Below are 23,271 nucleotides of genomic sequence, written 5' to 3'. Positions count from 1 at the left end.
GGAAACAAATATTTTAACGCTATGAAATACATAAAATTTTTAATTATTTTGATTGCCTGTCTCAGCGCTGGATTCCAACTGACAGCGCAGGAAAAATTCTCTTTTGCATTCCTTACGGATATGCATGTAAACGGTAATCCGAAGAGCCGAAGCCTGGAAGGACTGAAACAGGCGATAAGGTCTGCGGAAGCCTCAGGTGCAGAATTCATTATTTCCGGAGGGGATAACGTGGACGTCGATGGAATGAAGGCTGAACGTAGGACCGATGCAATCAAACTATACAAGGATTATAAGAGTACCCTAGATGCTTCCTCCTTGAAATGGTATCTTACGATCGGCAATCACGACAGGTTCTGGTATGAAGGGAAGCCCTCAACCAACTACGGGACGGGGTTGTTCAGTTCGTATTTCGGTGAAACTTATTACTCATTTCAGCACAAGGGCTGGTTGTTCATCGTTCTCAATTCTGTACAGGTATGCGACGGGAAATACTGCATAGATGAGAAACAGAAACAGTGGCTGGCTGGCTTGCTTGCAAACACAGCTGCAGATCAGCCTATCGTGATCTCTACGCACGTTCCTTTCCTATCCCTGTATTATCCCGTGCTGGAAGGACGTTATACGGACGCAGATACCTTCAGCAATCAGAAGGAAATTTTTGATATGTTTTCCAAACACAACCTCAAACTTGTGCTGCAAGGCCATCAGCACCTCTATGAAGAAATCAAAGTAAAAGGTGTGCAGTTTATTACTGCGGGGGCAGTCAGCGCAAATTGGTGGGGCGGTGAATTCCACGGAACACAGGAAGGGTATCTAAAAGTCGACATAGACGGCAAAGATTTCAAATGGACCTACAAAGACTATGGCTGGGAAGTAAAAAAATAATGATGATTCATTCAATGATAAAAAGTCTTTTTATGATCTTGCTGCTCCTGTCATTCTATGGGGCAGCAGGTCAACAATTGAAGGTAATGACCTTCAATATCTGGCACGGCGGAAGGGAAACGGGTGAAGAGGCCGGCCCCCTGCGGGTTGTGGATGTCATCCGGGATTCGGGCGCTGATATTGTGGCCATGCAGGAAACCTATGGGTCTGGCGAGCGGATTGCCAAAGAACTGGGCTATCATCTATACCTCCGTAGCACGAATCTATCTATCTTGAGCCGGTATCCCATCGTGGATACTTTAGACGCATATGAACCGTTTAACAGTGGTGCCGTGACCATCAATGTTCAAGGCCAGCCTGTTGTTGTCGCCTGCAACTGGCTCAACTTTCCCTTCGATTATTGGGAAATGCTGGAAAAAAGGCAGGTAATTGATTCTGCCAAATGGATCCACGCGTTCGAAGGTGAGAAAAATACGGATATCCTGCGCGGAATACTTCATAAACTGAGCTCGTCCATCTCAAATTCGGAGGATGTGCCCGTTATTGTATGTGGTGATTTCAATAGTGGTTCACATTTGGACTGGATACAGGAGACCCGGCATTTAAATAGCGGTTACGTAATACCTTTTCCGGCAACTTTGTTGATGGAAAAAAATGGTTTTGTTGATGCCTTCCGCCAGATTCATCCAGACCCAGTAAGACATAGAGGGATAACTTGGACACCTGTTAATCCCGCAGCACATCAGGATCGCATTGACTATATTTTTTATAAAGGATGCTCTTTACGTCCTATTGACGCTGAGGTCATCAATACTCACTCAGAGGTGTATCCTTCGGATCACGGTGCAGTTACCGTAACTTTCAGGATGCAGACTAGTCCGGATGATACGAGACGACCGTAGCCTCAAGAGACCTTCCTGTGACACCTCCTTTTATCAAGAAATTGTGAGGTGCCACAGGATCGTAATCGATGTTGCATTTGGGCGTTAAAATCGGAGTTATTATTTTAGGGAATTATAATTTTTGTAACGCTTGCGATTCTACGTGTGGTTGGATGTCCATCAGGTGTAATGGCTTTTACCTCATATGGAGATTTTAAGAGTAGTGTATGCAATTCACGGATAAAATTTTCAGTAAGTGGGAAACCGCCTTTAACGAGCTCTTCAATCCATTTAATTGCTTCATCATGTCCTGTTATCTCGATATGGTCTTTTAAAGGTTTTCCCTGTGCAGTAATTCCGTGCAATAGAAGAGCTTTTGTTTCACCATATGTCAACGAGTTTCCTTCTAGGGCACAGGAGTGGTAAGTCCAATCAAATCTGAATTTTTGTTTTATACTGTCTGAAATTTCTTTTTCGATAAGGAATCTACCCAATTTTATTTTCAATGACAAGATTTGTTTAATGTTCATCGATTTTCCGGCTAAAGAAAAAGACAAATGAGGCATAACTTTTCTATTTCAATTTTTTAACAGTCTTATTTTCTACGAGCGACCTCATTGGCATCATCCCTCTGAATATTAATTTTTTATTCTTATTCATACTTTTTGGTTTGATAAGTTACTCTTCTCAGTTTGAAAAAATTAGACGGAATAATTGGCTATTATTTTATTAAAATGCGAGTAACGAATAGAGAAGTCACGCGAAGTGATAAATGACCAATGTAATTAACAGTTTTTTTCCACGGGATTTAGATAAACGTAATTCATCATTTTGTCAAACATAGCCACATATAATGCAAAAATCTAAATACTATAAGAGGGAAGTAAAATTATATAGCTGCGATAATCTCTTTTAAGGATTCATCTTCAGGATCTCGAGAATTAACTGAGGGATAGAATTTATCAAGAATTTTTTGTATCAAAGAAAAGCTTTGTGGAGATTGTACTTTAGGGGCAGCTAATGCATCAATAAGCTCGCCAACAAGTTTAACCTTTTTTGCTTCATATTGAGAGGTCATGAAATCCCCATCTTCTGCATTTTTATGAAGAAGTAGAAGCGAATCAATTTTTTTGATTTCGTCCAGGAGGTCTAAAATGTTATATACTTCTGACTTGGTCATTAGATTCTCTATTATTTATTTCATTAATCCTTTTTGTATTTTAATACCCCTTCTATTACGATACCAATTTCATAAGTTATTTCCTATCCAGCGTTTAGTGTTATTGGAAAGCTATTTAAGCCAACATATTTTCCAAACCTCTCGAATTCGAGAGGTTTGGAATTAAGGTATTATTTTCTGCTAATGACTAAAATGTACTGATATATTTTTTATTAGTAATCCACTTATCAATTAGACCACTTCTTTCACCAAAAGATTAGATCATTAATTTGATTTCATTGGTCAAATTCCGGAGTAATTGTCTTTGCAATTGTGACACTACTTCCGTGTTAATGGAAGTTTCATAATCAAAGATATATTGGATGGCTTTTTGTCCGTTTACAGTAATCTTTAATATAGGATGGACGTTGTCCAAAACCAACTTTAGGTCTATTATAAGCTTGGTTTTATTATTGCCACCTTTTAGTCCAAGATTCTCAGTCCGCCAAATAATCTCGCTGATATCTTCTTTATATAGATCTACTCCAAAAATCTCTAGACTTTTCTCTCCTGTAAGCTTAGCTGCCAGATCAGCAGGTATTCCTTTTAGACCGAAGGAGGTCGTCGCATTTGCTAAAACACCACCAAATGATTGTTTATGCTGTTTTTCATCTATAAAAATAGAGGTGTTAGATTCTGCAAACAGGTCAGAAATTTCGCTTATGGTCTCTTCAAAGAAAGGTTTGGTATCCTTAATAAAGGTGTTAATTGTTCTATAAGCTAATGTAGGAGATTTTGTCTTTTTTTCTTTCTTAAGTCTCGCCTTTAGAAGCGCTAATTCTTTTAAGGCATCGTCGTCCTCTTCAATATTTTCACCCTGAGCTCCAGAAATCATTATTTGTAATGAACGGATCAGGTTCATTGCAATATAATTAATGAACGGCTCGATTTCTCCGCCATCAGCCTGCTGTAAAGCAGAAAAATAATTCTCCTTGTCTTCTGTTTTTATTATAACAGGCGGATAGCCAAATTTCATTAATATAAAATTCATGATTATTCGGGCGGTACGTCCATTACCGTCGTCAAAAGGGTGAATTCTAATGAAGCGGTAATGGAACTCTGCAGCAAGAATAATCGGATTTAAATCTGGCAGCTCGCTTTCTGACCTATACCAAGAGATTAGGTCATGCATTTTAGCTGGTGTTTCTTCTGGTGTTGCAAACCTGAAAATTTTGCCAGTTTTTGTTTTAACGTGATTTGGTGCTGTTTTATATTGTCCGACTGCGATTCTACGTGTGGTCGGATGTCCATCAGGTGTAATGGCTTTTACCTCATATGGAGATTTTAAAAGCAGTGTATGCAATTCACGGATAAAATTTTCAGTAAGTGGGAAATCGCCTTTAACGAGATCTTCAATCCATTTAATTGCTTCATCATGTCCTGTTATCTCGAAATGGTCTTTTAAAGGTTTTCCCTGTGCTGTAATTCCGTGCAATAGAAGAGCTTTTGTTTCACCATATGTCAAAGAATTACCCTCTAAATTGTTGGAATTATAATTCCAGTCCAATCTAAATTTTTGCATAATGATTTCTTCTTGCTCTTTTGAAAGAGGTCGAATAGAATCTAATTCATTTTTTAATAAAATAGCTTCCTCTATTGGTTCCATATTTGAAAAGTTATTTTTTCGTTATATTTTGCTTGACAAGCTCTAATAAATCCGTACGTGCTGCTTCAAGTTGTCTTTCAAACATTTCAATTGTTTCCTTTAAAGGATTATGGATATTTTCAACGTTTGCCGCGATATTGGACGCTGACACACCGCAATTTTCGTAGAAATTATTTGTATTGTACAAAACTTTTTCTTCGGTAAAATCACGCAATCCTTCGAAGGTGACACCAAGTGCATGCGCAACCTCTGTCAGTTTTTCATCGCTGATATTTTCTGCTTGTTCTAATTTGGAAACAGCTTGTTTCGATATGTTTAGTTTTGTTGCTAAATCAGTCTGAGTCCAACCTCTTAATTTTCTTATTCGCTCAATTTTTCTGCCTCTATGGAGACTTATTTTATTTGTTATAACTTCTGACATATCGATTCAATTACAGGTTGTTTTGATTCTTTAAAATTTCAATTTTCTCACGTTCACTAGCTAGTAATCGTTCGTAAAGCTCTATAACCTTTTCAACTGGACTAAATACTTGATGAATTCCATGTGCGTTTTCATGAATTGCCGTATTATCTATTTTGTTCTCAATACTATAGAAAGCTTGATTCTCGTTAAACTCCTTAATCACATCAGGTGTAACATTAAAAATCTGAGCTATTTGAAAAATTATTTGATCGTCTACAAAGTTCGAATTTTCTATTAATGAATACTCGGCTTGGCTGATTCCAAGTTCTTGAGCTACCGCCTCTTGTTTAAAACCTTTTAAGTTTCTAATGAATTTTATATTTGGCCCAATTTTGATTGTTTTTTCCATGATTTATGCTGGCTTATTAGACAAATATAAGATAAAAGTCAACCTAAAACAAATAAAAATCAACCTAATTTTTTCTTTTCGAAGATTAATTTATGCTTTCTTTGTGTTATTAGGAACCAAAAATGAAAAAACAGCTGTACAAAAATTTAGTCCGTTCTCCAGAGTAGCTCTCGAGGCGAAAAGTCCACAGGACTTTTTTAATCGTAAAGAGCGTGACGACCCTACTATATACCTTGGAAACTAACCAATCAAACGCCCTTCGATTTTTTATTAACCTTATTATTTATTTGTGACCTAAGCTAGGCTTAGGAGCAAAAGCGATGCATTTGTAAGTATCCGAAGGGATTCTAATCCAGCAGGTCACAGCCCGATTAACACCTTTAAAAATGACTCATTTTTACAAGGGTGGGAGTGAACTGCCTATTGGTACACCATGCTCCTGCCTAAAACAAACTAAATCGAACTGTTTAAAATTGTCAGTCCTCTTCTTGAGTATTGTAATGTTTTCTATGTTTAGTTTATCAGCTCAGACGCCCCGCAAGGATAGCGGGGCCGATGGGCCTTTAACAGTATCTGGTACTGTAGTATCGATAATAGATGGTAAGCCGATACAGGGCGTATCGGTCCGTATAGAAGATGAAAACCTCAAGACATCTACCAATAAAGATGGGTCTTTTGCCATGTATGTAAAGAACCGCAGTGGTAAAGTAAAATTCACCTATGTGGGATACAAGACCTTGGAAGCCACCTATACAGTCGGTGCTCCACTACAGATCCGACTACAGGCTAAAGAAAATCAACTGGAAGAAGTGGAAGTCGTCTCTACCGGATACCAAAAGATTCCTAAAGAAAGAGCGACAGGAAGTTTTGAACTGATAGGTAAAGAACAGTTCAATATCAATAAATCGACAAACATCCTATCCCGTCTGGAGGGGCTTTCCCCGTCATTTATCTTTGATAAACGCTCCACGGCAAGTACCCTGATGCAGCAGATGCGCCTGCGTGGACGTACAACATTCTATGGTAAAGCAAGTCCTCTGATCGTATTGGACAATTTTCCATACGAAGGCGATATCATGAACATCAACCCTAATGATATCGAAAATGTTACGATCCTAAAAGATGCCGCAGCAGCTTCCATATGGGGGTCAATGGCCGGTAACGGTGTTATTGTATTGACGACAAAAAAGGGAGCGACAACAGGAACAACAAAGGTCGATGCGAATATTGACCTACAGCTGACCGAAAAGCCGGACCTGTTCTATAGGCCTGATGCGAGCAGCCGGTCTTTTATTGAAATGGAAGAGTTTCTTTTTGATAAAGGGTTTTATGACTGGCAGCTGGCTGCGCCCGAGCGGACCATGTCCCCAATTGTGCAGCTCCTGGATGAGCTGAAAAAGAACAGAATTGATCAGGATACCTACGACAGGCAGAAAGCTATTTTTTCGGCACAGGATGTCCGAAAGGATTACCTGAAATACATCTACCGCAAGGGATTCAATCAACAGTACAATGTTAATTTTTCAGGTGGAAACCGCCTCCTGGATTTTGTAGCTTCCGGAGGATACAACAAGAGCCTCAATTCGTTGCAGTCCTCTTCGGGTGACCGCTATAACTTTCGCACCGCCATTAATGCACGGCCGACCCAGCGCCTACAGCTAAATCTGAGTACCGTACTGAGCCGCAGCAGCGCAAAGAACCTGGGCAGCGAATCTTCAATAGCGTATGGTGCGCTGTATTCCGGTGACGGGAGGTCCAATTACCCTTATATCAGATTAGTGGATGACAACGGAAATTTTAGAGACCTGGAAACAGTGACGTTTAAAGGTTCTTTTATCGATACACTTTTTAATGGGCAGCTGCTCCCTGCAAGATATAATCCGGGGAACGAACTGCAGGCCAGTGAAAATGTAAATACCACAACCGATATCATGCTCAATCTGGGCGGGCAATTTAAGATCAACGCATACCTGCAGCTGATGCTGAACTACCAATATCAGGAGTCAACAAATAAAGTTACAAACTGGCAGGGCCTGCAGTCCTATTTTACACAGCACTATATTAACCTATTCTCCCAATATTCCCACACTGCGGGACTAAAACACATCATTCCAATGGGGGATATCTATACCACGCAGGATGGAAAAGTTCATGCCAATAACCTGCGCGTGAATGCGCAGCTCGACAGATCGTTTGGAAAAGGGGAACTTTTTCGGGTCAGCGGCATCCTCGGTGCTGAGCTGAAGGATTTTCGGAACAGGATCGATGGCAATAGACTGTATGGATACGATAGGGAAACACTGAACTATCAGCCTGTCGACTTTCTTGGTACATTTCCCCTGCTGGGTGGACTCGCCGGATCGGGTGTTATCCCAAATGGCACTATGCTCGAGGAATATAGGCAGCGGTTTTTATCTGTTTTTTCCAATGCTTCGCTGACCTACAAAAATAGATATGTGCTGAGTGCCAGTGCCCGGCAGGATGCTTCTAATCTCTTTGGTGTATCGACAAATGACAAATGGCAGCCGCTATGGTCATCCGGACTGAGCTGGGATATTTCGCAGGAGCCTTTTTATAAAATTTCTTTTCTACCGTACCTGAAGCTAAGGATGACCTATGGCTATAACGGTAAGGCGGTAAATGATTACTCGGCTTATCCGACGATGGAATATGGCGGTACAAACAGCATTACGGGATTGCCCTATGGGTATATGGTCAATCCGCCCAATCCCAAATACCGGGCGGAACGTGTGGGAATACTAAATTTTGGGATCGACTTTGCTTCCCGCAACCAGTGTATTTCCGGTGCTATCGATCTGTACCGCAAAGAGGGTAAAGATATCGTCGCACGGGCAAATGTGGATCCTACCGTTGGATTTGATAATCAGGTGCTGAATGTCGCCAGCTTTGTCAGCAGGGGATTGGAGGCCTCCATCAGATCAGTAAACATAAAAACCGGCAGCTTCCAATGGTCGACCGACTGGATCATCAATTTCAATAGGAACTTTACAAAAAAATATAACTATAGGTCTACTTCCGTGTCAAGCTATATGGAAGTCGGTATTGTGCCCAATCCTATTGTCGGCAATGACCTGTATGCCATCTATGCTTATCGCTCTGCTGGCCTTGATCCCGAAACTGGCGCTCCGCGGGGATACCTAGGTGGTGAAGTAAGTAAGGATTATCCAAAGCTCACCTCGGTGTCGATAGATGATGTGCGGTTTATGGGGTCAGCGATACCGCTCTATAATGGTTTTTTGAGAAATACTGTTCAGATAGCTGATTTTAAGCTGTCCTTCACCTTACAGTATAAATTTAAGTTTTTCTTCAGACGCACAGGGATGAGTGCGCTGGCATTCGCAAACTATTGGATGTCGCATGAGGATTATGACCGACGCTGGCAAAAACCGGGTGATGAACGCATCACTGATGTGCCCGCTTTTATGTATCCGCTCAACCTGGCGATGGAGAATTTTTATAAGGCCTCGGATGTCCTTGTGGAACGGGGTGACGCTATCAAGCTGAAAGATATCAATCTTGAGTACAACCTAAAGGGGAAAATACCGGGGGTGAGGCAGGCATCCCTATTTTTAAATGCCGACAATATAGGTCTGATGCTGTGGAAGAAAACAAAATATCGGATAGATTCCGACTATGGTACGGCAATTCCTTTACCGGCTATCTATACCCTGGGACTAAATATTTCACTTTAACGAAGCTATCATGAAACCATCATGATTTATTCAATCACACAGAGGAATGAATAACCGAGCAAAGCGAGCTCATGAATGCCGCTTAAAATATACGCTCGATGAATAAATCTGATAGCTTCATCACAATTGAAACCGCCGAAGGCAGCATGAATACCTTAAAGGGAAAATGAAATAATGAATAAACAAATTTATTAGGATGAAAAAAATAAATCTATTTAGGGCGGCAGTGTCTATCTTGTTTTTTACAGCATTCTTGGGCTGTACAAAATACCTCGATATGAAACCCGACCTGCGCAAAGCAGTACCTACGACCTTAGAAGACTGCAGTGCCCTGTTGAATAATTACAGTATAGTCAATCAGGGCTATCCATATATAGGCGAACTGGCATCGGACAATTTTATGATGACCAGCTCCAATTGGCAGTCTGTTTCCATCGTTGAGGATAAGGAATTATTTGTCTGGAACACGGACATTACCCCGCCAGCTACCCAGTGGTCCGCACAGTATAAAAAAGTATATGTGGCCAACCAGGTGCTGGATGTGTTGAAAACGTTGGATGAAACCCAGCAGTCTAGAACATTAAAAGGTGAAGCACTTTTCTTTCGGGCCTACGCGCATTTTTCACTGGGCGAATTATTTGTGCCGATACCGTTAACCAACGGTACCAATAAAGACAGCGAAGCTATTCCGTACCGGAAAACGCCAAATATCGAGGATAGGGTAGAACGGTCGACCATAGGCGAATTCTATCAGCAGCTATTGCAGGACGCGAATGACGCAGCAATATTGTTGCCACCTACTGGAAATGTGCCTTCTACCCCGACCAAGGTTGCCGCCAATGCTTTGTTGGCGCGAATCTATCTTTACCTGCAGGATTATCCAAGAGCTGTGCAATATGCCAACGCCTGTCTCCGGGAAAAACCGGACCTGCTGGATTTTGAAACGCTCAACGCCGCAAGCAACAACCCCATAGCAAGATTCAATAAAGAGGTGGTTTTTCAGGCTATCGCTGTAGGGAGTGCCACGTATACCCGGACACGATGGAAGGTGGACAGTACACTGATGGAAAAATACGACGATGCCGATCTGCGGAAAGCGGTTTTCTTTATTAAAAATGCCGACGGAACCTATTCCTACAAAGGAAACTATGACGGTCAGCTCAATCAGGCCCCTTTCAGTGGCCTGGCGGTAGATGAAATACTGATCTCGCGTGCCGAAAGTTACCTGAGGACGGGAAAGGTCGATTCCGCTTTAATGGATCTCAATATGCTCCGCAGGTCCCGCTGGGTCAAGTCGCAGTTTACCCCCATTACCGAGAAAGATCCTCAAAAATTGCTGAATATCATTTTAATGGAGCGTAGGAAAGAGCTGATCATGAGGCAGCGTCGCTGGTCGGATCTGAAGCGCCTCAATCTGGATCCTTCGACCACGCAGGCTCTCTATCGAAATATAGAAAATAAGGAATATGTATTGCCTCCAAATGATGCGAGGTACACGATGCTGATTCCGCTTGCTGTTTTAGAAAACTCAACCCTACAACAAACAAAAAGATAGTTATGAAAGGTATATATAAATTGATGTGTATGGTGATGGTCGTCTATTGTTCTGTAAGGACAGCAGTGGCCCAGCATAAAGCCGTTGAGGAAATGGATCTGCCAAAAATAGGTCAGGCTGTGGAGGATCTGCATATAGGGACACTGCTGAATGGCAGACAGGGGCAGAAATTGTCCGCGTATAAAAAAGACCTTGTTGTCCTGGATTTTATGACAAGTACCTGTACGAATTGTCTGGCATCCATCCCTAAAATTAAAAAACTTCAGGAGTCTTATTCCGGGCAATTGAAAATTATTCCCGTGGCCTATGAAAGCAGGCAGATTATGACCGAAGCGTTAAAACGTTCTGGAACCCCTGACAATTTATCATTGGATTTTGTTGTGGACGATACGGTTTTCAACCGGATGTTCCCGCATCGTACGGTGCCCCATCTGGTCTGGTTGTATAAGGGGAAAGTAGCTGCGGTCACCTATGGCGAGTATCTCAATGAAAAGGTTATTGAGGAACTGCTGAACAATAAAACTATTGATCTTCCCATAAAAAACGATTATCTGGAATTTGATTATACGATACCGCTCCTGCCCAGATATACAGACAGTACCAGATCATATTCAGGTATCATAGGCTACCTGGAGGATGCTGATACAAAATTTGGCGTGCAGGTGGATTCTTCGGATGGGACTATCCGTGATTACGCGGTCAATGTCACGGCACTGCCGTTTTATTTCTATTGTTATGGAAAAATGCAGAAATTACCCTTTATGAAGCCTTCGCGGATAAAGCTGATGGTCCGCGATAAGGATCGTTTTATCCACAATCCGGATGTTGAACTTTTCGAAGAGGACTGGAAAATTAAAAATAGTATTTCCTATGAGCGAACGGCCCGTTTAACTGACAGATCTGCTGATCGCATGATGGCCATTGTACAGGATCTGGACAGCTGGTACAATGTCCGGACCAGTTTTGTAAAACAAAAGATGCCGGTCTGGGTGATCAGGGAAGGGGAGCCAGCCACCGTAGATACTGCACAGATGCGTTCTTTTGTGTCTGATTTTGCTTTTATGGCAGACTTAAATGTAGCTATTCCACCGCTAATAAATGAGGTGGATAAAAATAGGAAGATGCATGCCGGAAAATGGGATTCATTCGAGTCTTTAAATAATATGCTCAGGCAGAGTGGTCTTCAGCTGGTTGCTGAGGATAGGGAAACAACTGTTTTTTTAATGGAGGAAAGACCATAGACACAGAAGGGGCCACGCGTGGCCCCTTTAATTACTTAATGGATGATCCCATTAAGATTTCAACTGAACGTTTGTAGAAGAAGTTCTGGTGTTGAGCGCTGTAAGCATCTCATTTCTCAGATCTTCCGTGATTTCAGGATGACCACTACCGTCATTATCTGCCTGAAGTGCACAGATCTGATTATTTCCAGAACAACTTGGCGATCCCACCGGTTGGTAACTCGAAGGTTGCCCAGGATTGGAGGGATCAATTAATGAAAACCATGCCATAACTGTATGATTTAAATTTTCTAACTTTAGATTTATGAACTGATCACAATGCCGCTGTCCCATATCGGTCAAAACGTTGGACAGCACATTGGCCCCGCGTCCGCCCATAGCGGACGCTCTGGTCTGGCGGTGGGACTCCTTATTCTGCCAGACCATTTTCTCTATACCGCCCAGGCGGGAAAGTGGTAAACCTACGGCCATGTCGGTCTCTGACTGGCCCGGCGCAGCAACAGCTTCCCGGCAGGATCCATTGATCCCCCGCAATGACATGGGCTACCTCTGCCAGCCCTGCTGGATGGCCCCGCTCTGGATCAATCCACATTGAGCTGATCGGGCGCGTCTCTGAGGTATACCTGCTGTCCTGTCCTTTGCCGTTTGACTGTTGTTGCATCATTGTCATCATTTTTGTTTCATTTCTCCGGCCTTATATCAGGTATATGTAGGGTGCTCAATTTCTTTTTTTATGTGCCTGGCCCCGTCATTACCTGATCTCAATTGCCTATATGTTGATCAATCATCCAATCACCAATGGGAGAGGAGACATCCGTAATTGTCTGCCCGATCAACTACAGTAAAGTTAGTAAGCAAATCAGCCGGTCAGATCTCATATTTCTGAGAAAATGACTTCATATTTATGAGAAAATAATCTCATATTTCTGAGGTTTTTCATTTTATCTCCCTCCTTTGGAGCTATAAACTCGAATAGGTATTGGGGTTGATGCCCAAAAAAGAGCAGATATCTTTGATGCGGCAATAATGTGCAGCAAATGGATAATGATGCTTGAATGCTTCTTTTTTTTCTTTGGAGCTCATGTTGATCAGCCCGCCCCGAAAGGTGCGCTCCGACAGCAGGTGGGCGAGAAAGGCGTTGAGCTGCTCGGAAAACCGCGGGTGCTGCTGGACAATGCTGACAATATCGGGCTGACGGATCAGAATGGCCATGCTGTCCAGTTCGGCCTGAAAATAAATGTCACCCGTGCTGAGCGTATGATAGATCGCCTCATCTGAGCCGATAAAATCAAGCACCTCCGAGCGGATATGCCCAGCAGGGGAGCGGCCTCCCGTGGGTAGATCAACATTCGATTGTTTCTTTTCATTGTTCTGATTTTTGGAGGCTCCAAAAGTCATATCAGACCGGGATAGAAAGAAGGATCAGGTATGGATAGAGCATCGATCAAGTACTGCCTAAGCGTAGATACAGCGTCAATAGTGCGTCAAAGGTGCACTTATAACGCACTTACCACGCACTTAGTTCATTCCGAAACGGTACATGGCGCAACAACGCTTATCGAATCTGTGTTACCGGTTTATCTACGCTTGGTCTATACTTAACGGCAAGTTTGAACAGGGGCTGCAGCTATTGGTCTGATTCCTCTCCATGGCTTCAAGAGGCCATGTTAACAGCTTTAAGGTACCTGTTTTTTTGTAATTTACGACCTTTTTTAGCCATTTTTTCCATCCATTGCCATCTCTTCCCGATCGTTTGGGCACCCTATGCATCTTCGTATTGTCAACATCAGATAATGTCATGGCAAAACAAGTAAGTTTAATCAAATTAGAAGGAAACGTCGGGGACCTTTCCTTCTTTAAATCAAAAACAACCGGTTTTCAGGCTCGCATGAAGACCGGAGTCTCGGGCGACCGGATCGCCTCCGACCCTGCATTTGCCCGCACCCGGGAAAATGGCAGCGAATTTGGACGCGCGCAGCAATATGGTAGGCGACTGCGGGATCTGCTGCGCGATGCTTTGTTCCAGAATTCGGACAACAAATTCAGTAGCCGCCTGGCCAGTAGATTTTTAAAAGTGATCCAGAGCGATACGGAAAGCGCCCGTGGCGAACGCGTCCTGAAGGCCGAAAACCTAGTGATGCTGCAGGACATGGAATGCAATGACCGCACGAAGCTGGGGGCTATATCACTGGTGCCGATCACACTGGTTTACGACCGCCTGAGCGGTGACGGCACGCTGGAATGCATGGGGCTGATCCCGCACCTCAACATCGCCAAACTGCAGGGGGCCACGCACGTGCGCTATACGATCGTGCTACAGGAATTTGGCGGCGATGACAGTGACCAGCGGCCTGCGATAAATAGGTCGCCCTATGTACTGCTGCGCGAGACTACGCCGATGAATCTGCAGCTGACTGCCACCCTGGAGGCTGATACAGCCAGATCTGTCTTGCTGCTGGTGGGGATGGAATACTTTCAGCTGGTCAACGGAGCCTATTATCCGCTTGCCAATGGACAGTATAATGCCCTCACTATTAAACGGGTCTATGTGCCTTAGGAACGGGGAAAGCCGGCAGAAAGCGAGTCAATAATACTGCGCGGCGTTAAAGTGGCGCCGTTGTGTAAAGACCGTAGATGGCGGGGATATTACCCAAAGTCTACGGTGCTTTGCTTCCCTGATCGCCGCAATCTATCGGATGAATATTTATTTCAAACAAAGATTACTTTAAAACATTAAGAAAATGTCAATTAAACACACCTTGAGGCTCCACCGGACTTATGGAACCCTGGGCACCAACGGAACCCTATATTACAATAACCAAAAGGTCTGTCATACCATCGAGCTGCCGGACCGGAACAATCTGCGGCGCCTGAGCTGTATTCCGGCAGGTACATACAGACTCAAAAAACAACAGTTCAGCAAAAATGGTGAGCAGATTGCTATTACCAATGTGCTGGGCCGCGAGGCTATCATGTTCCATGCAGCAAATGATGCCCAGCGGGATCTGCAGGGGTGTATCGCACCAGTGACAACGATAAAAGGTGAGGGGAGAGGCGAGGAAAGCTTAAAAGCACTCAATAAACTTAAAGCGCTTGTATATAGCCTTTGGGATATGGGCGATGAAGTGTTTCTCCAGATCCGCTAATCTGTTGGATATCAAACTTGAGATCCAATTGGCGTCTTATGAACTTATTTCGAAGAGACAGGACACTTTAATGATGCCTCCATTAAAACTGAAACCGCGAAGGTAACATGAACCGAGTGCAACGAGGTCATGAATACCATTGAAAATAAATACGTATGAATAATACCTTGGTTAAAGAATAAATGATTAACAAATGAAAAAAATAATCAATAAAATTGGGCGAGTGCTACAAGTGATCTTGCTGGCACCTGTGAAATTGCCGGGGAAGGCACTGGATATTTTAAAATACCTTTCTATTGGTGTGGGGATTATTGAATCCGTGATTGATGAAAAGAAAGAACCCGAAAAGGAGGAGACTGACAAGGAAGGAGAAGGGAAGGATGAAAATCAATGATATCCGCATAGGTGCAATTGGCGGTACGCTATGTTCGCTGTGGGCGAGTGTTTCTTTTGGCGATATCCTCCAGACACTCTTGACCGCAGCCTTAGGGACACTGGTCAGTTTCGCAACAAGCCAGTTGCTAGGGAGATGGATTAAGCGAAAAAAGTAAGGGAGAAGAAAACCTATGTGACGTATTTGTGATGGTTTTACGTGAAGTTCAACAAAAAACTTTGCAAAACATACCGTTTCGAAGGATTGAAAACGGGAAGGGAGAAAGTTCCAAAATCGTCATAAGGAAAATGAAAAAGCCGTTTTACGTGAGTAAAAACGGCTTTTTTAGCAAGTGCCCCCACTGAGGCTCGAACTCAGGATCCACAGATTTTGAGTCTATAGGACTGCGTGCTTCAACAAGGTTAAAAATCTTTGTTTCCTGCTTGCCAGAGCAATGATAAACAATTTCTCAATATTCAAAATTTAGGGCCGTGACGTATCTGTGATGTTTTTTAAGGTACGTCATTTGCTGTCCAGCTAGCGTAATACGCTTATTAGCTGATCACTTAAATAAAAAATTGAACCTTATTGTTTCAACGTTGCAGCAGGATTCACCAATATCGCCTTCACGATCTGGTAGCTTACTGTGAACAAGGCTATCACCAAAATACTAATTCCGGCCAATCCGAATGCCGAGAGCGGGATGGGCGAACGGTAGGGATAATGCTGTAGCCAGCTATCCATATAGAAATAGGCAACGGGTGATGAAACGATAATTGCCATCACGTAACATCATCGCTGAACTTCTCGGCGTACTGATCATCGACGAATTGGTATTCGAAAGGTTCGGAGGGATTATAAGCCGTAAATACCTTCCCCACAGCGGCGAGTCCCGCATTGATACTTCTAGCTGGATTCAGGCGTACGGTAACGGCCAGGATATGATAGATGGAGGGTGTAACTGCCCTATACGGTGATTCGAACACAATATCCTTAATTACGCCGATAATATGGTACACCATTCCGTTCCATTCGATCATCTCCCCGATAGAGTGTTCGAAACCGATAAGTTTTCGGGCTGCTTCGTTGATAATGACACCAGACGAGTCGGTTGGGTAATCTTTTGAGAAATCCCTTCCTTCCTTGATACGCCACCCGATAGTTTCCGTACCCGTGTGTTACGTTACTGACTGCAAAACCTGCCCATTTTTCCGACAGCTGCGATTGGATTTTTCCAATTGATATTTAACAAAAGTCCCAGTTCAGGACACATTACCAATCCGGATCTTGTAAACCGTATTAAGATGTAAGCCAGTTTAACTAGATCGATAAATTAGAATCTGTTTTGATGGTTCATGCAAGGTTTATTTTGTTAATTTTGAAGTTATAATTATTTTAATTTGAAAAGAATACAAATATTAAAGGCGGGCCTGAAACTTTTTGTGACCCAGGGCGTTCATGCGGTTACCATCGCTCAGATCGCAGCCGAAGCGAAAGTGGGAATAGGTACGGTTTATCGAAACTTCAATAGCAAAGAGGATATCGTCCAACAGATATGGATACTGCAGAAGTCCGAGGAATCTGCCTATGTTTTCCAAAATTATATTCTGCAGGGTAGTATCCGCGAGCAGTTCAATTTTCTCTGGGAAAGGGTAATCCGGTATTTTTTGGAACATCCCCTGGAGTTTCATTTTTCCTACCAGTTTGCAGCATCACCTATTCTCACAAGAGAGATTCACGAGGTAGCAATGAAAGATTTTCTACAGTTTGATGAGTTGTACGAGAGGGGTCTAAAGCAAAACCTATTTAAGCCATTAACCGCAAGACGTTTAAGGCTTTTCACCTTTAGTACAATAAACGGATGGATTTTGTGGGCCCTGGATGAGAACATGACCCTTGATGATGCAACACTTGCTATGTTTCTGCAGATGTCTTGGGATTCGATCAGTGTAGCATAATTTTTCCTACAAAAACTGACGGAATATTCCGTCAGTTTTTGTAAATTCGTTTTTAACTTAAAAAAAGATATTATGTCAAAAAATGATTTGAAAGGAAAAGTAGTACTAATTGCTGGGGGAGGTAAAAACCTTGGCGGATTACTAAGCAAAGATTTTGCAGCTAAGGGGGCAAAATTAGCAATACATTACAACAGTGAAAGCTCAAAAGCTGAGAGTGAAAAAACATTAGCTGAGGTTGAGGGATTAGGAGCCGAAGCATTTTTATTTCAGGGTGATTTAACTAAAGTAGAAAATATTACCAAGTTTTTTGATGAAACGATTGCTAAATTCGGAGGTATTGATATTGCTATCAATACGGTCGGTATGGTATTAAAAAAGCCGTTTACCGAAACTACTGAAGAGGAGTACGACAAGATGTTTGGGATCAACTCCAAATCAGCCTATTTCTTTTTACAGGAAGCAGGAAAGAAGGTTAATGATCACGGTAAAATCTGTACGATAGTGACTTCGTTATTGGCCGCTTATACAGGTCTGTATTCAACATATGCCGGAGCAAAAGCTCCAGTAGAACATTTTACCAGAGCCGCTTCCAAGGAATTCGGATCAAGAGGTATTTCTGTGACGGCCGTAGCCCCGGGTCCTATGGATACTCCTTTCTTTTATGGCCAGGAAACGGAGGATGCAGTAGCATACCATAAATCTGCCTCAGCGTTGGGCGGGTTAACAGACATCAAAGATATTGCGCCATTAGTTGAATTTTTAGTGACTGACGGCTGGTGGATCACCGGGCAGACTATTTTTGCTAACGGTGGATACACAACAAGATAAAACATTTAAAGGCAGTTGAAAGATTGACCGCCTTTTTTACAATTTAAATTCACAATAGTTATGAACGAACTGAATGTCATCAGAAGACAGCCAACCCATAATCTCCCTAAAAAGAAGATTTTGTGTCTGGTATCCAATCCTGCACAGCTCCATGGCATGGAAGTTGGATTTTTTGCCGAAGAAATGACACGGCCATTTTTCGATTTCATTAATGCAGGTTATGATGTAGATGTTGCTTCTCCAGATGGAGGTCGCGTTATTTTTGACGGTCATAGTAACCCAGAAAACCCAAAAGGAGCTTATCCGAATGACCTGATCAGTATCGGTTTTGTACATCACGCGACATTTGGCAAATGGATGGAGGACACCATTCCTATTGCAGCGATAAATGTTGCTGATTACGATGCTATTTGCGTAGCTGGCGGAGGTGCACCACTGATTACATTTAAGGACAATGTAAAATTACACCAGCTCATCGCTGACTTTTATGAAGCCGGAAAAATTACCTGTTTAATTTGCCATGGCACATCTTTACTTCTATGGACAAAATTAAGCGATGGGACACTTTTGGCTGATGGCAAAACCTGGACCGGATTTGCCGACAGTGAAGAAGAAATGATCAATCAGATGTTCGGAATGACGGTAAACGATTATACGATCGAAACAGAAGCCCGGAAAAATCCAGATACCAATTTTGAGGTGGCTGGCCCGCTAGAGCCATTTGCGATCAGAGATGGCAGACTGATTACCGCACAGCAACAGCACAGTAGCTTTTTGGCATCCCAATTAGTTATTGAAGCTTTATCTGACTAATCTGCTTTCTAATCGAAAGAAAAGGAAACGTTGAGATCTGTTAGGAAATCATGACACAATGCCAAAAAAAACAATAAATTATGAACAGGTACCAATCAATATTCGATAAACAAAAGGAGTTTTTTTATACCGATATCTCCAAAACTTACGCATGGCGGCTGTATCAATCAGACCAACTTGCATTGCTGGATAGACAGCCTGCCATTTGGCAGGGTTGGTTATGCCGGTATGGGAAAATATTATGGAAAAGCAGGCTTTGATGCCTTGAGCAATACCAAAGCCATGTTGATTGGCAATCCGGATCTGGAACTGGATGTGTTTCCACCTTATGAAGGAAAAGACATTGCGAAAAATTTAAGTGTTTTTGGATAAATATGGAGCAACAAGAAGCTATTGATTTGATTGGAAAAGCGATACCGCAGCGTGCCAGTCCTCAATTATGGGCAGATCTGGGTTGCGGAAGGGGAACTTTCACTGGCGCATTGGCACACTTACTGCCAAAAGGAAGTCATATATATATGCAATAGATGCTCAATCGCAAAACTTGTCAAAGGATATAGGGGACAATGTTTTCATTGATTTTATAAAAGCGGATTTTGAGATATTTGATTTTGATTTCTCGAACCTTGATGGAATTTTAATGGCGAATGCTTTACATTATATAAAAAATAAACAGTTGTTGATCCATAGGCTGGAAAAGTATCTGTCGGCAGATAAGAAGTTTATCATTGTAGAATACGATACTCAAATTGCGAATCAGTGGGTGCCGTATCCGATAGATTTTACAAACCTAAAAGAGTTGTTTACAGCCCTCGGTTATTCAAAAATTAGTAAAGTAGGAGAACAACGATCAATATATGGAAAAGGCAATCTGTATGCCGCTGCGATTGAAAAAACTAATTAGAAAATAAAAATATGATCTTAAGAATTATTAGTTCGATATTGATGCTTGTTGCAGTATTTATGGGTTTAAAGCAGGGTTGGGCGATGTTCTCCGGAAAACCTGAAATGTTAGCCATGTTCGGTAAATGGAATATCAATAAAACAGGCTTAATGGCTATTGGAGCAGTCACCATGTTAAGTGCATTATTGATCATTTTCCCAAAAACATTTGTGTGGGGGAACTTTTTGATGGCAGCGGGTATCCTATTGATTATCTGTTTTCATCTTTTTGACAGAGATCTTAAAGGAGTAGCCATCGAATTACCATTTCTCTTGCTGAATCTGATCATTATCTATTTACAGCATCCACTTAAAAACGGGTCATTATGAACAGTAAATTTCCAACGATGAAAACACTTCCGATCAGTCTTGTTCTTGCTGTTGGTCTGTCATTTACGGCCTGTGGACAATCAAAAACTCAAAAATCAGAAACAACAACTAAAGAAAAGCAAAAAATGGACACGAACCAACTGACAAACGAAACTGTAAAAGCAGCTTTTGGTGCATGGCAAAAGGGCGATAGCAAAACCTTTTTATCCTACTTTGCCACAGATGCAAAACTTTACGATGACGGCAATCCCCGAAACTTTCAAAATTTTGTAAAGGAAGCCTGTGGGCGTGAACGATTTACCAGCATAGGAAAGGTAGAAAATGAAGGAAAAGATATTACCGGAAACTTTCATACGGAAAGCTGGGGCGATTTCAAGACCTATTTTAAGTTTAGCATCAATTCGGATGGTAAATTTGACAGATTAGATATTGGGCAGGCTAAGTAATTGAATTCTAAAGTCTATTTCTGCTTCGATGAATAACACGATAGCTTTTCTTCAAAATAGAAAATACGAATTATTGCTTTTGGCATTACTTCAGCATCTTTTTATAGGCATTTTTCTGACCGATCTTCATTTTTACACAAGGGTCGTGTGGCCGATAAATATGTTGATATTGGGATTGGGAAGCATTTTTATATTTACAGGCAAGCACAGCTGGAGACATTGGTTCAGGAACATTCATTTTATAATCGTACTGCTCCTGCCTATTGGCATTCCTTTTTTTAAAGATGTACCTTGGTATTTCACATTCCTGAATATCAATTATGTCATATTTTTTGTATTTCTGTTTCTAGAATTATTGCGTTTCTTAATGAGGCCGGGATATATCAATAGTGATATCATTTCTGCTTCTGCATGCGGATATTTTTTATTGATAGAAATTTCAGTATTCCTCTTGCAGACTTTTGAGTATTCCGATCGCAGTTCCTTTAAAGGACTTGATACAACGTCTCCGGCAGGTATTTTTATAGACTTGGTCTATTTTTGTTCCATCACTTTCACCAGTATAGGCTTTGGAGATATTACGCCATCTACTCATATTACCAAATTGATTACAGCTTTTATCGGTATAGCCGGTCAATTTTATACCGTGGTGCTGGTCGGAATTTTAATAAGCAAATTTTCATCAAAAAATTAGTCATATGAATATAGGTTCCCATTATAAACTTTATCATTTTATTCCCTGGACAAGGGTAAAGATTTATAAAATGCTCGTTTTGAGTATTATTCCCACATTGCTGTTTTGTTTTGTAGGCTGGAACTGGCTTGCTATCCCCTGGGTTCCTGTTGCATTATTGGGAACAGCGGCAGCATTTATTTCGGGGTTCAAAAATACCCAAACATATAACCGTAGCTGGGAAGCCCGTCAGGTCTATGGGGCTATCATCAATAACAGCCGTAGTTTCGGTATTTTGGTAAAAGATTTTATTAGAACGGATGATAAGGTAGAGGAGTCCGCTTTACATCAGCAGGTTATTTACCGTCATTTTGCCTGGCTTACAGCATTACGATTTCAACTCAAGGAAACAAAAAGCTGGGAACATGTAAAGACAAAAAGCTACAATAGAGAATATCTACAATATTATAAAGTCCCTGAATGGGAGGGGAAAATTGAAGATGAACTCAAAGCTTATTTAAGTGATACTGAACTACAGTATGTGTTTTCTACCAAGAATAGAGCGACGCAGATCATTGCCCTACAGTCTGCCCAGTTGAGAAAACTGAACGAAGATGGTAAAATTTCAGATTACAATTATACGGCACTGGAAAATCAGTTCAAAGAATTGTATGATCAGCAGGGAAAATGTGAAAGGATCAAAAATTTTCCTTATCCAAGGCAGTTTTCAAGTATCAACCTTTATTTCACGAATGCTTTGTGTTTTTTGCTTCCTCTAGGGTTTTTAGGGGAGTTTTCAAAAATGATCGAAAAATTTGGAGACAATATAGTATGGCTTACCATTCCGTTTAGTGTGCTTTTAGGCTGGGTATTTTTGGTTTTAGAACAGATAGGGGAGAGTACGGAAAATCCATTTGAAGGCAATGCCAATGATATTCCTATTACCCAGATCAGCAGGAATATCGAAATTGATCTACGTGAGATGTTGGGTGAGAAAGAGCTTCCACCTGCCATACAGCCCGTTAATAATATTGTCATGTAAAAAATAAAAAAATATGAGTATAGCATCTGTAAGAAAATGGTATCCGAAGGCGTTAACGTCTATTGATACCGTCAATCGGTTGTTGGACACGATTGAAACACATCTGGAATTAAAACCTAATCAGTTAATGCACGCGGACAGTATGTGCTGTGATGATGTCAATGCGATACAATATCCACCCAGAGCTTATGAAATGCTTGGCCCATTTCACATGGGTGGGCTTGACGGCTTTCCCTTTGCAGGTATTACAGGAATGAATGCCTTTGCACATCACGTTCCGGAAGACGGAGCGGTTGTCATATTTTATGCACCGCACATTGGGATTACCAAAGATGGAAATATAGGCGAGATAAGCAGGATAGGGCAGCGTAGTAATTCCGCCTGCTGTGGTGCAGCTAAAGGTGCTTTGGGAAAACTTTCTGCGGGTCAGATTATTGAGGGAAATGTAACATCACTGGATTTTCAGATGAATACTATTGAACAGATTTTCCTGCACAGCAAAGAAAGGATACTGAATGCAGAGAATCAGCTATTTGAGGCAACTGAAGTAATGTATGAAGCTATAGATGAACGCATTGAAGTATTGGTAAAAGAAACCAGCTATCCTTGCAAATACGTAATCCTTGTAGGCGGCATTTTTATTAATGGCGATAAAGATATGGGATCATTCTGTCAATACAAAAAGTTTGAATACATCAACCTTGAATCGGGTGAAAGAAAAAGTCTGATGACCGAATATTATGAATAATTAAAAACTATCATCCAAAAATATCAACTGCGTGTGTTGCTTTTTTGATGTAAATAAGTA

31 protein-coding genes are annotated in these 23,271 nt (G+C 41.7%); 20 read left to right on the top strand and 11 right to left on the bottom strand.

The annotated features are described in order from the left end of the window. The first annotated feature begins 21 nt into the window (after nucleotides 1-21). Both G6053_RS23270 and G6053_RS23265 read left to right on the top strand, forming a co-directional pair. On the top strand, nucleotides 22-885 hold the full coding sequence (locus tag G6053_RS23270; protein ID WP_165308698.1) for a metallophosphoesterase: 864 nt from the start codon (nucleotides 22-24) through the stop codon (nucleotides 883-885). Nucleotides 886-917: 32 nt separating this feature from the next. Next, complete coding sequence (locus G6053_RS23265) at nucleotides 918-1,787, top strand: endonuclease/exonuclease/phosphatase family protein (RefSeq protein WP_165308697.1); 870 nt, start codon at nucleotides 918-920, stop codon at nucleotides 1,785-1,787. 104 nt (nucleotides 1,788-1,891) lie between these two features. Here G6053_RS23265 and G6053_RS23260 read toward each other — a convergent pair whose 3' ends face one another. The 5 genes from G6053_RS23260 to G6053_RS23240 form a co-directional block, all read right to left on the bottom strand. Continuing rightward, nucleotides 1,892-2,296: a hypothetical protein gene (locus tag G6053_RS23260; RefSeq protein ID WP_206531808.1), complete on the bottom strand. Its 405-nt coding sequence runs from the start codon at nucleotides 2,294-2,296 to the stop codon at nucleotides 1,892-1,894. Between the two features lie 359 nt (nucleotides 2,297-2,655). After that, nucleotides 2,656-2,946, bottom strand: a complete 291-nt coding sequence (locus tag G6053_RS23255; RefSeq protein WP_165308696.1) for a hypothetical protein — start codon at nucleotides 2,944-2,946, stop codon at nucleotides 2,656-2,658. 256 nt (nucleotides 2,947-3,202) lie between these two features. Continuing rightward, nucleotides 3,203-4,591, bottom strand: a complete 1,389-nt coding sequence (locus tag G6053_RS23250) for a Fic family protein (protein WP_165308695.1) — start codon at nucleotides 4,589-4,591, stop codon at nucleotides 3,203-3,205. Nucleotides 4,592-4,601: 10 nt separating this feature from the next. After that, nucleotides 4,602-5,012, bottom strand: a complete 411-nt coding sequence (locus G6053_RS23245; RefSeq protein ID WP_165308694.1) for a helix-turn-helix transcriptional regulator — start codon at nucleotides 5,010-5,012, stop codon at nucleotides 4,602-4,604. A gap of 10 nt (nucleotides 5,013-5,022) precedes the next feature. Further along, nucleotides 5,023-5,403: a helix-turn-helix transcriptional regulator gene (locus G6053_RS23240; protein WP_165308693.1), complete on the bottom strand. Its 381-nt coding sequence runs from the start codon at nucleotides 5,401-5,403 to the stop codon at nucleotides 5,023-5,025. Between the two features lie 509 nt (nucleotides 5,404-5,912). On the opposite strand from G6053_RS23240, the gene G6053_RS23235 reads away from it, so the two are divergent. The 3 genes from G6053_RS23235 to G6053_RS23225 all read left to right on the top strand — a co-directional run bounded on the left by G6053_RS23235 (nucleotide 5,913) and on the right by G6053_RS23225 (nucleotide 11,912). After that, nucleotides 5,913-9,116, top strand: a complete 3,204-nt coding sequence (locus tag G6053_RS23235; RefSeq protein ID WP_165308692.1) for a SusC/RagA family TonB-linked outer membrane protein — start codon at nucleotides 5,913-5,915, stop codon at nucleotides 9,114-9,116. A gap of 196 nt (nucleotides 9,117-9,312) precedes the next feature. Next, nucleotides 9,313-10,671 (top strand): RagB/SusD family nutrient uptake outer membrane protein, encoded by a 1,359-nt coding sequence (locus G6053_RS23230; protein WP_165308691.1) that lies wholly within the window; start codon nucleotides 9,313-9,315, stop codon nucleotides 10,669-10,671. A gap of 2 nt (nucleotides 10,672-10,673) precedes the next feature. Next, a complete protein-coding gene (locus tag G6053_RS23225; protein ID WP_165308690.1) occupies nucleotides 10,674-11,912 on the top strand; it encodes a hypothetical protein in 1,239 nt (412 codons plus the stop codon). Nucleotides 11,913-11,963: 51 nt separating this feature from the next. On the opposite strand, the gene G6053_RS23220 is transcribed toward G6053_RS23225, so the two are convergent. From G6053_RS23220 to G6053_RS23205, 4 genes are all read right to left on the bottom strand, one after another. Beyond that, nucleotides 11,964-12,383 (bottom strand): hypothetical protein, encoded by a 420-nt coding sequence (locus G6053_RS23220; RefSeq protein ID WP_165308689.1) that lies wholly within the window; start codon nucleotides 12,381-12,383, stop codon nucleotides 11,964-11,966. Beyond that, the gene (locus G6053_RS23215) at nucleotides 12,322-12,576 is read right to left on the bottom strand and encodes a hypothetical protein (protein WP_165308688.1); all 255 of its coding nucleotides are present in this window, start codon (nucleotides 12,574-12,576) and stop codon (nucleotides 12,322-12,324) included. Before G6053_RS23215 ends, G6053_RS23220 begins: the two co-directional genes overlap by 62 nt. Nucleotides 12,577-12,872: 296 nt before the next feature. Beyond that, entirely contained in the window at nucleotides 12,873-13,310 is a 438-nt protein-coding gene (locus tag G6053_RS23210) for a hypothetical protein (protein ID WP_165308687.1), read from the bottom strand. A gap of 183 nt (nucleotides 13,311-13,493) precedes the next feature. Further along, on the bottom strand, nucleotides 13,494-13,712 hold the full coding sequence (locus G6053_RS23205) for a hypothetical protein (protein ID WP_165308686.1): 219 nt from the start codon (nucleotides 13,710-13,712) through the stop codon (nucleotides 13,494-13,496). Between G6053_RS23205 and G6053_RS23200 the strand changes: the two genes are divergently transcribed. The 4 genes from G6053_RS23200 to G6053_RS23185 all read left to right on the top strand — a co-directional run bounded on the left by G6053_RS23200 (nucleotide 13,711) and on the right by G6053_RS23185 (nucleotide 15,609). Then, on the top strand, nucleotides 13,711-14,469 hold the full coding sequence (locus tag G6053_RS23200) for a hypothetical protein (RefSeq protein ID WP_165308685.1): 759 nt from the start codon (nucleotides 13,711-13,713) through the stop codon (nucleotides 14,467-14,469). The two genes, G6053_RS23205 and G6053_RS23200, sit on opposite strands and share 2 nt — an antisense overlap. A gap of 184 nt (nucleotides 14,470-14,653) precedes the next feature. Beyond that, nucleotides 14,654-15,058, top strand: a complete 405-nt coding sequence (locus G6053_RS23195) for a DUF5675 family protein (protein ID WP_165308684.1) — start codon at nucleotides 14,654-14,656, stop codon at nucleotides 15,056-15,058. 193 nt (nucleotides 15,059-15,251) lie between these two features. Continuing rightward, complete coding sequence (locus G6053_RS23190) at nucleotides 15,252-15,452, top strand: hypothetical protein (protein ID WP_165308683.1); 201 nt, start codon at nucleotides 15,252-15,254, stop codon at nucleotides 15,450-15,452. Beyond that, the gene (locus G6053_RS23185) at nucleotides 15,439-15,609 is read left to right on the top strand and encodes a hypothetical protein (protein WP_165308682.1); all 171 of its coding nucleotides are present in this window, start codon (nucleotides 15,439-15,441) and stop codon (nucleotides 15,607-15,609) included. Before G6053_RS23190 ends, G6053_RS23185 begins: the two co-directional genes overlap by 14 nt. A gap of 407 nt (nucleotides 15,610-16,016) precedes the next feature. On the opposite strand, the gene G6053_RS23180 is transcribed toward G6053_RS23185, so the two are convergent. After that, nucleotides 16,017-16,214, bottom strand: coding sequence for a hypothetical protein (locus tag G6053_RS23180; RefSeq protein ID WP_165308681.1), 198 nt, complete (start codon nucleotides 16,212-16,214; stop codon nucleotides 16,017-16,019). After that, entirely contained in the window at nucleotides 16,214-16,579 is a 366-nt protein-coding gene (locus tag G6053_RS23175) for an ABC transporter permease (RefSeq protein ID WP_346774528.1), read from the bottom strand. Before G6053_RS23175 ends, G6053_RS23180 begins: the two co-directional genes overlap by 1 nt. 252 nt (nucleotides 16,580-16,831) lie before the next feature. Here G6053_RS23175 and G6053_RS23170 point away from each other — a divergent pair, with 252 nt between their 5' ends. The 11 genes from G6053_RS23170 (at nucleotide 16,832) to G6053_RS23120 (ending at nucleotide 23,211) form a co-directional block, all read left to right on the top strand. Then, nucleotides 16,832-17,389 (top strand): TetR/AcrR family transcriptional regulator, encoded by a 558-nt coding sequence (locus tag G6053_RS23170; protein WP_165308679.1) that lies wholly within the window; start codon nucleotides 16,832-16,834, stop codon nucleotides 17,387-17,389. 72 nt (nucleotides 17,390-17,461) lie between these two features. Continuing rightward, nucleotides 17,462-18,217, top strand: coding sequence for an SDR family oxidoreductase (locus tag G6053_RS23165; RefSeq protein ID WP_165308678.1), 756 nt, complete (start codon nucleotides 17,462-17,464; stop codon nucleotides 18,215-18,217). 60 nt (nucleotides 18,218-18,277) lie between these two features. After that, on the top strand, nucleotides 18,278-19,030 hold the full coding sequence (locus G6053_RS23160) for a type 1 glutamine amidotransferase domain-containing protein (protein ID WP_165308677.1): 753 nt from the start codon (nucleotides 18,278-18,280) through the stop codon (nucleotides 19,028-19,030). Between the two features lie 177 nt (nucleotides 19,031-19,207). Further along, nucleotides 19,208-19,402 (top strand): hypothetical protein, encoded by a 195-nt coding sequence (locus tag G6053_RS23155; protein WP_206531807.1) that lies wholly within the window; start codon nucleotides 19,208-19,210, stop codon nucleotides 19,400-19,402. A gap of 2 nt (nucleotides 19,403-19,404) precedes the next feature. Next, nucleotides 19,405-19,557, top strand: coding sequence for a hypothetical protein (locus G6053_RS23150; protein ID WP_165308676.1), 153 nt, complete (start codon nucleotides 19,405-19,407; stop codon nucleotides 19,555-19,557). 17 nt (nucleotides 19,558-19,574) lie between these two features. After that, nucleotides 19,575-19,934: a hypothetical protein gene (locus G6053_RS23145; RefSeq protein ID WP_165308675.1), complete on the top strand. Its 360-nt coding sequence runs from the start codon at nucleotides 19,575-19,577 to the stop codon at nucleotides 19,932-19,934. 11 nt (nucleotides 19,935-19,945) lie between these two features. Next, nucleotides 19,946-20,302 carry a DoxX family protein gene (locus tag G6053_RS23140; RefSeq protein WP_165308674.1) on the top strand — a complete coding sequence of 119 codons (357 nt, stop codon included), beginning with the start codon at nucleotides 19,946-19,948 and terminating at the stop codon, nucleotides 20,300-20,302. After that, nucleotides 20,299-20,748 carry a hypothetical protein gene (locus G6053_RS23135; RefSeq protein ID WP_241254816.1) on the top strand — a complete coding sequence of 150 codons (450 nt, stop codon included), beginning with the start codon at nucleotides 20,299-20,301 and terminating at the stop codon, nucleotides 20,746-20,748. Before G6053_RS23140 ends, G6053_RS23135 begins: the two co-directional genes overlap by 4 nt. A gap of 28 nt (nucleotides 20,749-20,776) precedes the next feature. Further along, nucleotides 20,777-21,442, top strand: coding sequence for a potassium channel family protein (locus G6053_RS23130; RefSeq protein WP_165308673.1), 666 nt, complete (start codon nucleotides 20,777-20,779; stop codon nucleotides 21,440-21,442). Between the two features lie 4 nt (nucleotides 21,443-21,446). Further along, nucleotides 21,447-22,463, top strand: a complete 1,017-nt coding sequence (locus G6053_RS23125) for a bestrophin family ion channel (RefSeq protein WP_165308672.1) — start codon at nucleotides 21,447-21,449, stop codon at nucleotides 22,461-22,463. A gap of 13 nt (nucleotides 22,464-22,476) precedes the next feature. Continuing rightward, nucleotides 22,477-23,211, top strand: coding sequence for a hypothetical protein (locus G6053_RS23120; RefSeq protein ID WP_165308671.1), 735 nt, complete (start codon nucleotides 22,477-22,479; stop codon nucleotides 23,209-23,211). Nucleotides 23,212-23,271 lie beyond the last annotated feature (60 nt).

Origin of the sequence: Sphingobacterium sp. DR205 (assembly GCF_011064245.1) — a bacterium.
Taxonomy (GTDB): Bacteria; Bacteroidota; Bacteroidia; order Sphingobacteriales; family Sphingobacteriaceae; genus Sphingobacterium; species Sphingobacterium athyrii.
Note: the sequence above shows the minus strand (reverse complement) of the source record. Positions and strands in the feature narration are given on the sequence as shown.

What these genes read in the sequence shown, in the direction of transcription:
- G6053_RS23160 (WP_165308677.1), top strand. Translation starts at nt 18,278, where the DNA reads ATGAACGAACTGAATGTCATCAGAAGACAGCCAACCCATAATCTCCCT.
- G6053_RS23240 (WP_165308693.1), bottom strand. Translation starts at nt 5,403, where the DNA reads ATGGAAAAAACAATCAAAATTGGGCCAAATATAAAATTCATTAGAAAC.
- G6053_RS23255 (WP_165308696.1), bottom strand. Translation starts at nt 2,946, where the DNA reads ATGACCAAGTCAGAAGTATATAACATTTTAGACCTCCTGGACGAAATC.
- G6053_RS23120 (WP_165308671.1), top strand. Translation starts at nt 22,477, where the DNA reads ATGAGTATAGCATCTGTAAGAAAATGGTATCCGAAGGCGTTAACGTCT.
- G6053_RS23245 (WP_165308694.1), bottom strand. Translation starts at nt 5,012, where the DNA reads ATGTCAGAAGTTATAACAAATAAAATAAGTCTCCATAGAGGCAGAAAA.
- G6053_RS23235 (WP_165308692.1), top strand. Translation starts at nt 5,913, where the DNA reads ATGTTTAGTTTATCAGCTCAGACGCCCCGCAAGGATAGCGGGGCCGAT.
- G6053_RS23205 (WP_165308686.1), bottom strand. Translation starts at nt 13,712, where the DNA reads ATGACATTATCTGATGTTGACAATACGAAGATGCATAGGGTGCCCAAA.
- G6053_RS23225 (WP_165308690.1), top strand. Translation starts at nt 10,674, where the DNA reads ATGAAAGGTATATATAAATTGATGTGTATGGTGATGGTCGTCTATTGT.
- G6053_RS23270 (WP_165308698.1), top strand. Translation starts at nt 22, where the DNA reads ATGAAATACATAAAATTTTTAATTATTTTGATTGCCTGTCTCAGCGCT.
- G6053_RS23180 (WP_165308681.1), bottom strand. Translation starts at nt 16,214, where the DNA reads ATGGCAATTATCGTTTCATCACCCGTTGCCTATTTCTATATGGATAGC.
- G6053_RS23260 (WP_206531808.1), bottom strand. Translation starts at nt 2,296, where the DNA reads ATGAACATTAAACAAATCTTGTCATTGAAAATAAAATTGGGTAGATTC.
- G6053_RS23215 (WP_165308688.1), bottom strand. Translation starts at nt 12,576, where the DNA reads ATGATGCAACAACAGTCAAACGGCAAAGGACAGGACAGCAGGTATACC.
- G6053_RS23265 (WP_165308697.1), top strand. Translation starts at nt 918, where the DNA reads ATGATCTTGCTGCTCCTGTCATTCTATGGGGCAGCAGGTCAACAATTG.
- G6053_RS23250 (WP_165308695.1), bottom strand. Translation starts at nt 4,591, where the DNA reads ATGGAACCAATAGAGGAAGCTATTTTATTAAAAAATGAATTAGATTCT.
- G6053_RS23165 (WP_165308678.1), top strand. Translation starts at nt 17,462, where the DNA reads ATGTCAAAAAATGATTTGAAAGGAAAAGTAGTACTAATTGCTGGGGGA.
- G6053_RS23220 (WP_165308689.1), bottom strand. Translation starts at nt 12,383, where the DNA reads ATGGCCGTAGGTTTACCACTTTCCCGCCTGGGCGGTATAGAGAAAATG.
- G6053_RS23200 (WP_165308685.1), top strand. Translation starts at nt 13,711, where the DNA reads ATGGCAAAACAAGTAAGTTTAATCAAATTAGAAGGAAACGTCGGGGAC.
- G6053_RS23210 (WP_165308687.1), bottom strand. Translation starts at nt 13,310, where the DNA reads ATGACTTTTGGAGCCTCCAAAAATCAGAACAATGAAAAGAAACAATCG.
- G6053_RS23195 (WP_165308684.1), top strand. Translation starts at nt 14,654, where the DNA reads ATGTCAATTAAACACACCTTGAGGCTCCACCGGACTTATGGAACCCTG.
- G6053_RS23230 (WP_165308691.1), top strand. Translation starts at nt 9,313, where the DNA reads ATGAAAAAAATAAATCTATTTAGGGCGGCAGTGTCTATCTTGTTTTTT.
- G6053_RS23140 (WP_165308674.1), top strand. Translation starts at nt 19,946, where the DNA reads ATGATCTTAAGAATTATTAGTTCGATATTGATGCTTGTTGCAGTATTT.
- G6053_RS23150 (WP_165308676.1), top strand. Translation starts at nt 19,405, where the DNA reads ATGGAGCAACAAGAAGCTATTGATTTGATTGGAAAAGCGATACCGCAG.
- G6053_RS23185 (WP_165308682.1), top strand. Translation starts at nt 15,439, where the DNA reads ATGAAAATCAATGATATCCGCATAGGTGCAATTGGCGGTACGCTATGT.
- G6053_RS23135 (WP_241254816.1), top strand. Translation starts at nt 20,299, where the DNA reads ATGAACAGTAAATTTCCAACGATGAAAACACTTCCGATCAGTCTTGTT.
- G6053_RS23130 (WP_165308673.1), top strand. Translation starts at nt 20,777, where the DNA reads ATGAATAACACGATAGCTTTTCTTCAAAATAGAAAATACGAATTATTG.
- G6053_RS23190 (WP_165308683.1), top strand. Translation starts at nt 15,252, where the DNA reads ATGAAAAAAATAATCAATAAAATTGGGCGAGTGCTACAAGTGATCTTG.
- G6053_RS23125 (WP_165308672.1), top strand. Translation starts at nt 21,447, where the DNA reads ATGAATATAGGTTCCCATTATAAACTTTATCATTTTATTCCCTGGACA.